Genomic DNA, 11,190 nt, shown 5'->3' on the forward strand with positions numbered 1-11,190 from the left:
CAAGAAGACCACGGTTCAAGCACAGGAGACATCCATGACCTTCACGTTCGGGAAACTGGCGCTGGCCGCCACGCTCGGCCTGGCCGCCATCGGCGCGCAGGCGGAAACCTGGCCGGCCCGCCCGGTGCGCATCATCGTGCCGTACAACGCCGGCACGCCGCCCGACATCAGCAGCCGCATCATCGCGCAGAAGCTGACCGTCAAGCTGGGCCAGACCTTCTACGTCGACAACAAGCCCGGCGCCTCTGGCAGCCTGGCCGCGGGCGACCTCGACCGCTATCCCGCCGACGGCTATACCGCGATGACGCTGCTCACGCCCGTGGTGGTCGGCCCCGCGCTGCTGTCCTCGTTCAACAAGGACTTCGCCCGCGACTACGCGCCCGTCGGGCAGTACGACTGGACCTACAGCGTGCTGGTCGTCACGCCGTCCCTGCCCGTGCACGACGTGAAGGGATTGATCGAGCTGCTGCGCGCCAAGCCCGATGCCTACAGCTTTCCCTCGGGCGGCTACGGCACGCCGGCGCACCTGGCGGGCGAGCTCTTCAAGCAGCGCTACGGCGTCACGGCCACCCACGTGCCCTACAACCAGTTCACGGCCGGGCTGGCCGACCTGGTGGCGGGCCGGGTGAACTTCATGTTCCTGACCAGCACGGTGGCGGCGGCGCAGATCCAGGGCGGCAAGGTCAAGGCGCTGGCCATCGCTTCGCGCGACAGCCGGCTGCCCGGCCTGCCTGACGTGCCGACCATGGAGGAACAGGGCTTCAAGGGCTTCGACGTGCGCAACTGGGACGGCTTCGTCATGCGCAAGGAAACGCCCAAGGACGCTATCGCCGGATTCACGCGGGCGCTGAACCAGATCCTGGCCGATCCCGAGACGCGCAAGGCGCTGGCCGACGCGGGCGCCGAGCCGGTCCCGAGCACCACGGCCGAGCAGTTCGGCGCGCTGATTGCCAGCGAACAGGCCCGGCTGACGGACCTGGTGCGCCAGACCGCCATCAAGATCGACTGACTGCCGAACGACCGACTTCTTCCGGATACCAGGATGCGCAACGTCCTTTTCATCATGTGCGACCAACTGCGGGCGGACTACCTGTCCTGCTACGGCAGCCCCTGGCTGCGCACGCCCAACATGGACGCCCTGGCCGCGCGCGGCGTGGTCTTCACCCAGGCCTACGTGCAGTCGGGCGTATGCGGACCGTCACGCATGTCCTTCTATACCGGCCGCTATCCGTCCTCCCACGGCGCGACCTGGAACTTCATCCCCATGCCGATGAGCGAGCTGACGGTGGGCGACTACCTGTCGCAGGCCGGCCGCGCGCTCCACCTGGCGGGCAAGACCCACTTCGAGCCGTCGGCCGAGGCGACGGCGGCCTGGCGCGGCGGCGCCGCCGATCGTTCCGCCGCCAGCCTGCTGCAAGGCGGCTTCGAGGTGGTCTGCCGGCACGAGGGCGACCTGCCCACCGGCAAGGAGGACTACCGGCGCTACCTGGAGTCGGCCGGCTACGCGGGCGACGACCCGTGGCTGCAGCACGCCAACTCCGGCCGTCATCCGGACGGCTCGGTCGCCAGCGGCTGGCAGATGCGCCACGCGCACCTGGCTGCCCACGTGGCCGAGCCGCACTCGGAAACCGCCTACGTCTCGAACGCCGCCATCGATTTCATCCGCCGGCATCGCGACGAACCCTGGTCGCTGCACCTGTCGTACATCAAGCCCCACTGGCCCTACATCGCGCCGGCGCCCTATCACGACATGTACCGCCGCGCCGAGCAGGCGCCCATCCGGCGCAATCGCGCCTCCGAAGCCAACGAGCATCCGGTGCTGGCCGCCTACCGCTCGCATGACGAATGCCGCAGCTTCGACCAGGAGGACGTGGTGCGCCACGTGCGTCCGGCCTACATGGGCCTGATCCGGCAGATCGACGACCACCTGGGCCGGGTGCTGGAAGTCCTGGAGCAGACCGGCCAGACGGACCAGACGCTGATCGTCTTCACCTCCGATCACGGCGATTTCCTGGGCGACTACGGCTTCGGCGAAAAGGAACTGTTCCACGACGTCGTCCAGCGCGTACCGCTGATCGTGGTCGATCCGTCGCCCGCCGCCGACGCCACGCGCGGCACGCGCGATGGCCGTTTCGCCGCCGCGGTGGACGTCGTTCCCACCATCCTGGACGCGCTCGGCCTGCCCGCGCAGGCCCATCGGGTGGAAGGCCGCTCGCTGCTGCCGCTGGTGCGCGGTGAAGCCGCGCACGACTGGCGCGACTGCGTCTTCAGCGAACTGGACTATGCGACGCGGCGCGCGCGCCATGTCCTGGGCCGGCCCCGCGACGCCGACTGCCGGGGCTGGATGGTGCGCACCGCCGACTGGAAGCTGGTGGCCTGGAACGGCTACCGCCCGCAGCTCTTTCACCTGGCCGAGGATCCGGACGAGTTCCACGACCTGGGCGCGGACCCCGCCTTCGAGCCGGTGCGGCAATCGATGTCGGCGCGGCTGCTGGCGCATCAGTTGACGCTCAAGCGCCGCATCGCCGTCGACCTCGACCGCATCGAGGCCATGACCGACAACCTGCCGCCCGGCATACACATCGGCCAGTGGTAAACCTCTCGCAAGGAATCCCATGCATCCGGCCGAGCAGCGCTTCGAAGTCCATATCCTCGATACAGGCGAACGCTATGCCTGCGGCGGCTCGCAGACACTGCTGGCCGGCATGGAGGCGCTCGGCCGCAAGGGCATTCCGGTCGGCTGCCGCGGCGGCGGGTGCGGCGTATGCAAGAGCCGGATCGTCCGGGGCGACTACCACGCCGCGAAGATGAGCCGCGCCTGCGTCAGCGCCGACGAGCAGGCGGCCGGCGTGGTACTGGCCTGCCGCGTCGTGCCGCGCAGCGACATCGAGATCGAAGCGCTGGACAGGATGCGGCGCTGCGTGACCCGTCATTTGACGCCGGCGGCCCGACCGCCTGTACCCCCTACCTGACAACGACAGCAAGGAGACCATCATGGCGATCACAGGAGTGATGCGGCCGGGACACGTTTGCATACGGGTTCTGGAGATCGAGCCGGCGGTACGGCATTACGTCGATACCATCGGGCTCAGGGAAGTCATGCGCGACACCGCCGCCGACGGCAGCGCGCGGGTGTTCCTGAAAGCCTGGGACGAAGCCGACCACCACAGCGTGGTGCTGCGCGAGGCCGATGAAGCCGGCATGGATTACATGGGCTGGAAAGTGGACTCGGAAGCCACGCTGGACAAACTCTCGGCCGATGTCGAAGCCAGCGGCCTGGCGACCGACATGGTTTGGATGAGGGAAGGCGAGCATCCGATGACGGGACGGCGTTTTCGCTTCACCGTTCCGACCGGACACGTGATGGAACTGTACGCGCACCGCGAGACGCCCGGGTGCGCGGTAGGCTATCTGAACCCCGATCCGTGGCCGGACGACATGCACGGCATGGGCGCACGCCGCTTCGACCACTGCCTGCTGTACGGCGACGACCTGGCCGGCACGTTCAAGCTGTTCACCGAGGTGCTGGGCTTCAACCTTACCGAGGCGGTCGTGGCCGGGCCGGACGAGCAGATGATAGGCGCCTTCCTGAGCTGCGCGACCAAGGCCCACGACGTGGCCTTCATCCAGCAGCCGGTCAAGAACAAGCTACATCACGTTTCGTTCCTGCTGGACAACTGGGGCGAAGTGCTGAAGGCGGCCGACATCATCTCCAAGCGGCGCGTATCGCTGGACATCGGGCCGACGCGCCATGGCATCACGCGCGGCGAAACGGTGTACTTCTTCGATCCGAGCGGCAACCGCAACGAGGTGTTCGCCGGCGGCTATACCTGGTACCCGGACAAACCGGTGATCAAGTGGACGGCCGAGGAGCTGGGCACGGGCATCTTCTACCACGACCGCAAGCTCAACGAGAAATTCCTGAGCGTGTTTACCTGAGTCGCGCGGGCGCGTATCCTCGCCCTCCTGACTGTATCTGGCGCCTACCCCGCGAGACGATCATGAACCTGGATTCCGCCCCCGCCGCCGCGCCGTCCGCGCTCCCGCATGACTGCCGGAACCAGGCCGGCGGCGCCCGGCCGACGCCGCGTCCGGCCTGAACATGCAGCTCCACCAGCTCCGGGCCTTCGCGGCGGTGGCCGAGGCGGGCAGCATCAGCGCCGCGGCCAAGCTGCTGGACCTGACCCAGCCCGCCATCACGCGGGCCTTGCAGCAACTGGAGCTGTCGGTGGGCGCCACGCTGCTGACGCGGTCGGCGCACGGCGTCGAGCTGACCCCCTACGGACAGGCCCTGCTGGAACACGCCCGTTTCATCGTGCGCGCGGCGGCCGACGCCCACACCCACATCCGGCAACTGGTCGGCGACCTGTCGGGCAAGCTGTCCATCGCCTCGTCGGCGGCGCCGTTCGCGCTGGTGGTGCCGCGGGCGATCGAGATCATGCGGCTGCGCTTCCCCGACGTTTACATCCATCTGCAGGAAGCCACCTACCCCACGGTCATGGACCTGTTCCGCGAGAAGGGCCTGGACTTCGCCATCGGCCCGCTGCCCGCGGGCGGCCCCGGCGAAGGCTATAGGCACGATCCGCTGTTCACACTGGACCTGGTGGTGGCGGTGCGGCATGGCCACCCCAAGGCGCGGGCGAAGTCGCTGCGGGCACTGGCCGACGTGCCCTGGCTCGTTACCGGGCCTGCCGACGGACCGGGCATGGTCATCGAGCGGTCCTTCGTCGACGCCGGCCTGCCGCCGCCCCAGTGCGTCATGCATTGCGAATCCGTGGGCGGCGCCATCCAGATCATCGAGCACGGCAACATCGCCAGCTTCGTGCCGCGCTACCTGGCCGAGGAAGCGCAGGCCGGGGGCATGCTGGCCATCGTGCCGGTGGCCGAGACCCTGCCGTCGCTGACGATTTCCGCGTTCATGCCGGTGCAGAAGATCCTGAGCCCGGCGGGGCAGGCGCTGTATTCGGCCATCCACAGCATCAGCCGCAGCCTGCGGCCCCAGGGCGCCTGATCCTCCCCGTTGTTTCCGTTCAGGAAATAACAAGTTTGCGCCCGGCGGGGTGTCCAAACCGGCCGTCGATGCCTACCATTTCGCCATCGATCAGCCAGACAGGACTCAAGATGACGGATATCGTCCCCACCGGAAAGATACTCGGGGCCACGGTGCGCGGCCTGGACCTTTCCCGGCCGCTTTCGGAGCAGGATTTCGCCACGCTGCTGGCGGCGCTGGGCACGCACGGCGTCCTGCGCTTTCCGGCGCAATCGATCACGCCGGCGCAGCTGCGGGATTTCTCGGCCCGTTTCGGCGGCCTGCAGCGGACGGTGTCGGACGCCAACGAGCCCGGCATTCCCGAGGTCAGCATTCTTTCCAATATCGTCGAGAACGGCCGGCTGATCGGCATCGCCGACGCCGGCCAGGACTGGCACACCGACATGTCCTACAACCCGACCGTGGGTTTCGTGAACGTGCTGCACGCCCTGAAGGTGCCGCGCCGCGACGGCCGCGCGCTGGGATCGACCAGCTTCGCCAACATGCACGCCGCCTGCGAGGACCTGCCCGCCGACGTCAAGCGCGAGCTGGAGGGCGCCACCGCGGTCCACGACTTCAACAAGTTCTGGGAAAACATGCGGGCGCGGCCCGGCAGCGAGCGGCCGCCGCTCACGCCCGAGCAGCGCGCCAAGCGGCCGCCGTCGACGCACCCGGTGTTCCTGACCCACCCGATCACCGGACGCAAGGTGCTGTACTGCAATCCCGGCTACGCCATCCGGATCAACGAACTCGATGCGCGCCGCAGCGACGAGATGCTGGAATTCCTGTTCGCGCACCAGTTGCAGGCCAAGTACCAGTGCACCCACGAATGGACCGAGGGCGACGTGCTGATGTGGGACCACATCGGAACGCTGCACAACGCCTGGCCCGACTACCTGCCCCACGAGCACCGGCTGATCAAGCGCTGCCAGGTCATGGCCGACCGCATCTTCGATCCGTCCTTCCTGCCGGCCGCGATCCGCCCCGCGCGCGCCGCGGCCGCGCACTGAGCGCGCCATGGCCCTGTTCGATCGCGGCATCGGCCGCGCCCAGTCCATCGACGACCTGCGGGCGGCGGCGCGCCGCCGCCTGCCCAGGCTGGTGTTCGATTTCTTCGACGGCGGCGCCGAGAGCGAAGCCACGCTGGCCGACAACCGCCAGGCCTTTGAGCGCGTGCGCCTGCTGCCGCGCGCCCTGGTGGACGTATCCCGGGTTTCCACCCGCTGCACCGTGCTGGGCGCGCCGGCCGACTACCCGCTGGCCATCGCCCCCACAGGCGGCGTCGGCTACGGCCGCCACGGCGGCGACCTGGCCATCGCCAAGGCCGCCGCGCGGCACGGCATCCCCTATACCCTGTCGACCAGCGCCACGGCGTCGATCGAGGAAGTCGCGCGCGAGGCGCCCGGCCGCCTGTGGTTCCAGGCCTACGTGCTGAAGAACCAGGACTTCTTCCACGGCCTGATCGAGCGCGCGCGGGCGGCGGACTACGAGGCGCTGGTCATCACCGTCGACCTGCCGGTGGGCGGCAAGCGCGAGCGCGACGTGCGCAACGGTTTCCGCACTCCCTTCCGGCTCACATACCGCAGCTTTGGCGACGTCGCGGCTCACCCCCGCTGGGCGCTGGCGCTGCTGCGCCACGGCATGCCGGTGAACAAGAACCTGATCGGCCTGCAGCGCGACGTGACCTCGGTGGCGGGACTGGCCTCGGCGGTGGGGCGCAACTACGATCCCTCGTTCGACTGGGACCGCCTGGCGCAGGTACGCGACCGCTGGCCGCGCAAGCTGATCGTCAAGGGCATCCTGCGCCCGGACGACGCCGACCGGCTGGTGCGGCTGGGCGCCGACGCCGTGGTGGTGTCCAATCATGGCGGACGCCAGCTCGACGGCGCCTGCGCGACGCTGGACGCATTGCCCGGCGTGGCGGACGCGGTGGGCGGCCGCATCCCGGTCTGGCTGGACGGCGGCGTGCGGCGCGGCGTGGACATCCTGAAGGCGCGGGCGCTGGGCGCCGAAGGCGTGCTGGTCGGACGCGCGACGCTGTACGGCGCGGTCGCGGGCGGCGAACCGGGCGCGAACCGGGCCTTGCAGATCCTGACCGAAGAACTGGTGCGCGCGATGAAGCTGTGCGGCGCGCCCCGCATCGAGGACATCGACGAAACCCTCCTGGCGCGCCCGCCGCGCCAGGCAACCCACGAAGGACGGACATGCGCTGGCTGAGATACACGGATTCGACGGGCACCCACTACGGACTGGCCGAGGGCGACCGCATACGGCGGGTCGAGGGCTCGCCCTTCGACGGCTATGCGCCGACGAACGACTGGACCCGTCTGGACCAAGTGCGGCTGGAAGTGCCGGTGGTCCCTCGCACCTTCTATTGCGCCGGCCTGAACTACGCCGAGCACGCCATCGAGGCGGCCCGCAAACGGGGCCAGGAGCCGCAGTTGCCCAAGCAGGCGGACATCGGCTACCGCGCCAACAACGCCCTGGTGCCGCACGGCCACGACGTGGTGATGCCGCCCGATGCCCGCACCATCCACTACGAAGGCGAACTGGTCGCGGTCATCGGCAAGGAAGCCCGCCACCTGACGCCCGAGAACGCGCTGGACTGCGTGCTGGGCTACACCATCGGCAACGACGTCAGCGAGCGCAACTGGCAGCGGTCGGACCGCACCTTCTGGCGCGCCAAGAACTCGGACACCTTCAAGCCCATGGGCCCCTGGATAGACACCGATTTCGATCCGTCCCGGGCCCGCACCCAGGTGCGCGTGAACGGCCGGACCACCATCGACTTCGCCACCGCGGCGATGATCTTCGACGTGCCCACCTTCCTGTGCGCCATGACGAAGTACCTGACCCTGTACCCCGGCGACGTGGTCTGGATGGGCACCGACGGCCAGTCGCCCGACCTGCGTGCCGGCGACGTGGTGGAGATCGAGATCACCGGGCTGGGCACGCTGCGCAACACTTTCGTGCAAGGATGACACCATGACCGATCTGGAACACTGGGCCGCGGTGACCGGCTGCCAGCAGGCCATCCATGGCTTCTACCTGGCGCTGGACGGCGGCGACTTCGACGCGGTCGCCGCCTGCATGTCCGCACACGGCGTCTGGCATCGCCAGGGCCGGGCGCTGCAAGGCCCGGCCGAGGTCCGCGCGGCGCTGGCCGACCGGCCCGCCGGACGCACCACGGCCCATCTGGTGCAGAACCTCGTGATCGACCTGGATGGCCCGGACCGGGCCACGGCGCGGTACATGACGCTGGTCTACCGCGTCGACGCGGCGGCTCCGCAGGCGGGGCCGGTCCCGATGCCGCCGCCCCTGTCCATTTCCCTGCACCACGAGCGCCTGTCCCGGACACCGGACGGGCGCTGGCTGGTGGACGAGAAGCAGGGCCAGCGCCGGTTCGGGAACTGACTATTGCAGCGTGTTCTTGGCCTGCTGCAGCAGGGCCTTGTACTGGGTGGTGTCCCGCACCAGCAGTTCGCGCAGCTCGGCCGGCGCGGTGGTCCGCACCTCCATGCCCTGCGCCGCCAGCGTCTCGATGATCTTCGGCGACTTGCCGGCCTTGGCCAGCGCGGCGTTCAGCCGATCGACCACCGGCGCGGGCGTACCGGCCGGCGCCAGCACGGCCTGCCAGGTCTCGGCCTGGAAGCCCTTGACGCCGCTTTCATCCACCGTGGGCACGCCGGGCGTGGCGGGCGAGCGCTTGGCGCCGGTGGTCGCGATCAGCGCCAGCCGGCCTTCGGCCACGTGCTCCATGTTCCCCACCAGGGAGCTGAACATGACGTCCACGCGCCCGGCCAGCAGGTCGGCCATGGCCGGCCCCGTACCCTTGTAGGGGACGTGCACCATCTTGATGCCGGCCGCCTTGGCGAAGGCCTCGCCCGCCAGGTGCTGCGCCGAGCCGTTGCCCGACGAGGCGAAGTTCACCTTGCCCGGGTTGGCCTTGGCGTAGGCGATGAATTCCTGGACCGTGCGGATCTTCAGCCCCGGCGTCACCAGGATGCCCAACGATTGCACGGTGGCCTGGCCGATGGGCTGGAAATCGGCCACGGGATCGTAGGTCTTGGTGTCATGCAGCAGCGGCGTGATCACGAAGGCGTTGGTGCCGAAAAGCAGCGTATAGCCGTCGGCCGGCGAACGCCGGACCGACTCGGTCCCGACCAGGGTGCCGCCGCCCGCGCGGTTCTCCAGCACCACCGTCTGTCCCAGGCTTTCGGACATCTCCTGGGCGAACATCCGCCCGACGATGTCGGTCGCGCCGCCCGGGGCATAGGCCACGACCAGGCGCAGCGGGTGCGACGGAAAACCCTGCGCGCCGGCCGGCGCGGCGGCCCAGGGACCGGTGGCGGCAAGCACGAGCGCCAGCGCGGTCAGCCGGCGGCGGGTGGGGGACGAAGGGAGTCGGGTCATAGGAGGTCTCCGGATTTTCGTATCGAATGCGAAACAATGGATGGGGGCATTATTCGTTCGCCCCGCCTGCTCAACAAGGCGGCGGTGCTAAATTTGAAATTTCCTAAAGAGAAACCGGCAAGGACAAGCACGTGGACCAGCTCAGTTGCCTGCGCATGTTCCTGGAGGTGGCCCGGCGCAACAGCTTCGCCGGCGCCGCGCAGCACTTCGGCGTATCGCGCGCCACCTGCACCAAGCAGGTGGCCTGGCTGGAACGCTCGCTGGGCGTCAAGCTGCTCAACCGCACGACCAAGCAGCTGGGGCTGACGCCGGCCGGCCTGCAGGTACTGGAGAACGGCACCGACCTCCTGCAGCGCTACGACGACTTGCGCGAATCCGTGCACGACCTGTCGCGCGACGTGGCGGGCGTGGTGCGGGTGGGCGTGCCGCCCGCCTTCGGCACGCAGCGCCTCTTGCCGGTGATCGGCGAATTCCACGAGCGCTATCCCGACGTCCAGATAGCCCTTAGCCTGCTGACCGTCCGCAAGCAGGAAACCTTCGTCGAACAGGGACTGGACGTGGGCATCATCATCGTCCCGGTGCTCAAGGATGCCAGCTTCATCGCCATTCCGCTGGCCGAGGCGCGCCAGGCGCTGGTCGCCTCGCCGGCCTATCTGGCCAAGGTCCCGCCCATCATCCATCCCCGCGACCTCCAGCATTGCAAGTGCCTGGTCAACTGGAACAAATCGCCCACCGCCACCTGGAACTTCACCGGTCCCGAGGGGCCGGTGTCCGTCCGGGTCCAGGGGCCGCTACGCTCGGACTTCGGCGACGCCCTGAAGGAAGCCGCGCTGACCGGCATGGGGATCTCCATGCACCCCTACTACATGATCGCCGACGAGCTCGAGCGCGGCGAACTGCGGGTCGTCCTGCCCGACTACGTCCCCTCGGGGCTGGACGTCTACGCCATCTACTCGTCGCGCAAGAACCTGCCCATGCGGGTGCAGGTCTTCCTGGAATTCCTGAAGGAATGGGCCCGGACACCCAAGTCCTGGAGCAAGAGCATGGAATAACCCGCCTCTTGACATTCCGGCCACTTGCGCGCGTAATACATAGCTAGCTATGTATTAACGGAGACAGGCATGAACACCTCCCCGCCCCGCGTGGTGGCACTGGGCGGCACCACGCGCCCCGACTCGTCCACCGAGCGCGCGCTGCGGCACGCGCTGGATGCCGTGGCCGCCACCGGCGCGCAGGTCGTCCTGCTGGCCGGCGACGACCTGGTCCTGCCCATGTACGCCCCGCACGAACCCGGCCGCACGCCGGCGGCACTGCGCCTGGTGGCCGAGCTGCGCCGGGCCGACGGCGTCATCCTGGCCTCGCCCGGCTACCACGGCAGCCTGTCGGGCCTGGTCAAGAACGCGCTGGACTACACCGAGGACCTGCGCACCGACGCCCGGCCCTACCTGAGCGGCCGGGCGGTGGGCTGCATCGCCAACGCCGCCGGCTGGCAGGCGGCCGTCACCACGCTGGGCGCGCTGCGCGACATCGTGCACGCGCTGCGCGGCTGGCCCACGCCGCTGGGCGTGTGCATAGGCGGCACCGATCCCGCCTTCGCGCCCGACGGCCGCTGCATCGACGCACGCGTGGACGAACAACTGCGCACGCTGGGCCGCGAGGTGGCCGACTTCGCCCACCGCATGCGCGCGCCGCAGCCCGGCATCGCGATGCGCGCCGCCGCCTGACGCGCCCCCTTTTCCACCTAGGAG

At 69.2% G+C, this 11,190-nt stretch carries 12 protein-coding genes; 11 read left to right on the forward strand and 1 reads right to left on the reverse strand.

The window, feature by feature from the left end:
• The first annotated feature begins 34 nt into the window (after positions 1-34).
• The 9 genes from EGT29_RS26985 (at position 35) to EGT29_RS27025 (ending at position 8,443) form a co-directional block, all read left to right on the forward strand.
• Positions 35-1,009: a tripartite tricarboxylate transporter substrate binding protein gene (locus EGT29_RS26985; RefSeq protein WP_161567998.1), complete on the forward strand. Its 975-nt coding sequence runs from the start codon at positions 35-37 to the stop codon at positions 1,007-1,009.
• 33 nt (positions 1,010-1,042) lie between these two features.
• Entirely contained in the window at positions 1,043-2,596 is a 1,554-nt protein-coding gene (locus tag EGT29_RS26990) for a sulfatase-like hydrolase/transferase (protein ID WP_124691894.1), read from the forward strand.
• Positions 2,597-2,615: 19 nt separating this feature from the next.
• Positions 2,616-2,972, forward strand: coding sequence for a 2Fe-2S iron-sulfur cluster-binding protein (locus EGT29_RS26995; protein WP_124691895.1), 357 nt, complete (start codon positions 2,616-2,618; stop codon positions 2,970-2,972).
• 22 nt (positions 2,973-2,994) lie between these two features.
• Positions 2,995-3,939 carry a catechol 2,3-dioxygenase gene (locus EGT29_RS27000; RefSeq protein WP_124691896.1) on the forward strand — a complete coding sequence of 315 codons (945 nt, stop codon included), beginning with the start codon at positions 2,995-2,997 and terminating at the stop codon, positions 3,937-3,939.
• Between the two features lie 163 nt (positions 3,940-4,102).
• A complete protein-coding gene (locus EGT29_RS27005; protein WP_124691897.1) occupies positions 4,103-5,011 on the forward strand; it encodes a LysR family transcriptional regulator in 909 nt (302 codons plus the stop codon).
• 110 nt (positions 5,012-5,121) lie between these two features.
• Positions 5,122-6,039 (forward strand): TauD/TfdA family dioxygenase, encoded by a 918-nt coding sequence (locus EGT29_RS27010; RefSeq protein ID WP_124691898.1) that lies wholly within the window; start codon positions 5,122-5,124, stop codon positions 6,037-6,039.
• Positions 6,040-6,046: 7 nt separating this feature from the next.
• Positions 6,047-7,246: an alpha-hydroxy acid oxidase gene (locus tag EGT29_RS27015; protein WP_124691899.1), complete on the forward strand. Its 1,200-nt coding sequence runs from the start codon at positions 6,047-6,049 to the stop codon at positions 7,244-7,246.
• A complete protein-coding gene (locus EGT29_RS27020) occupies positions 7,234-8,010 on the forward strand; it encodes a fumarylacetoacetate hydrolase family protein (RefSeq protein WP_124691900.1) in 777 nt (258 codons plus the stop codon). The genes EGT29_RS27015 and EGT29_RS27020 overlap by 13 nt, the downstream gene beginning before the upstream one ends.
• Before the next feature lie 4 nt (positions 8,011-8,014).
• Complete coding sequence (locus EGT29_RS27025; RefSeq protein WP_124691901.1) at positions 8,015-8,443, forward strand: nuclear transport factor 2 family protein; 429 nt, start codon at positions 8,015-8,017, stop codon at positions 8,441-8,443.
• Here the strand turns inward: EGT29_RS27025 and EGT29_RS27030 are convergent, their stop codons facing one another.
• Positions 8,444-9,442, reverse strand: a complete 999-nt coding sequence (locus EGT29_RS27030; RefSeq protein WP_124691902.1) for a tripartite tricarboxylate transporter substrate binding protein — start codon at positions 9,440-9,442, stop codon at positions 8,444-8,446.
• A 131-nt stretch (positions 9,443-9,573) separates the two neighbouring features.
• On the opposite strand from EGT29_RS27030, the gene EGT29_RS27035 reads away from it, so the two are divergent.
• Together EGT29_RS27035 and EGT29_RS27040 are read left to right on the forward strand one after the other, a co-directional pair.
• The gene (locus EGT29_RS27035) at positions 9,574-10,494 is read left to right on the forward strand and encodes a LysR family transcriptional regulator (protein WP_124691903.1); all 921 of its coding nucleotides are present in this window, start codon (positions 9,574-9,576) and stop codon (positions 10,492-10,494) included.
• Between the two features lie 69 nt (positions 10,495-10,563).
• Positions 10,564-11,166: an NADPH-dependent FMN reductase gene (locus EGT29_RS27040; protein ID WP_124691904.1), complete on the forward strand. Its 603-nt coding sequence runs from the start codon at positions 10,564-10,566 to the stop codon at positions 11,164-11,166.
• Positions 11,167-11,190 lie beyond the last annotated feature (24 nt).

The sequence above is a fragment of the Pigmentiphaga sp. H8 genome, from assembly GCF_003854895.1.
In the GTDB taxonomy this organism is placed as follows: Bacteria; Pseudomonadota; Gammaproteobacteria; order Burkholderiales; family Burkholderiaceae_B; genus Pigmentiphaga.

Bases quoted from the DNA above. Each gene is read 5' to 3' on its own strand.
- EGT29_RS27030 (WP_124691902.1), bottom strand. From the start codon at position 9,442: ATGACCCGACTCCCTTCGTCCCCCACCCGCCGCCGGCTGACCGCGCTG.
- EGT29_RS27005 (WP_124691897.1), top strand. From the start codon at position 4,103: ATGCAGCTCCACCAGCTCCGGGCCTTCGCGGCGGTGGCCGAGGCGGGC.
- EGT29_RS27015 (WP_124691899.1), top strand. From the start codon at position 6,047: ATGGCCCTGTTCGATCGCGGCATCGGCCGCGCCCAGTCCATCGACGAC.
- EGT29_RS26985 (WP_161567998.1), top strand. From the start codon at position 35: ATGACCTTCACGTTCGGGAAACTGGCGCTGGCCGCCACGCTCGGCCTG.
- EGT29_RS27025 (WP_124691901.1), top strand. From the start codon at position 8,015: ATGACCGATCTGGAACACTGGGCCGCGGTGACCGGCTGCCAGCAGGCC.
- EGT29_RS27020 (WP_124691900.1), top strand. From the start codon at position 7,234: ATGCGCTGGCTGAGATACACGGATTCGACGGGCACCCACTACGGACTG.
- EGT29_RS27000 (WP_124691896.1), top strand. From the start codon at position 2,995: ATGGCGATCACAGGAGTGATGCGGCCGGGACACGTTTGCATACGGGTT.
- EGT29_RS26990 (WP_124691894.1), top strand. From the start codon at position 1,043: ATGCGCAACGTCCTTTTCATCATGTGCGACCAACTGCGGGCGGACTAC.
- EGT29_RS27010 (WP_124691898.1), top strand. From the start codon at position 5,122: ATGACGGATATCGTCCCCACCGGAAAGATACTCGGGGCCACGGTGCGC.
- EGT29_RS26995 (WP_124691895.1), top strand. From the start codon at position 2,616: ATGCATCCGGCCGAGCAGCGCTTCGAAGTCCATATCCTCGATACAGGC.
- EGT29_RS27040 (WP_124691904.1), top strand. From the start codon at position 10,564: ATGAACACCTCCCCGCCCCGCGTGGTGGCACTGGGCGGCACCACGCGC.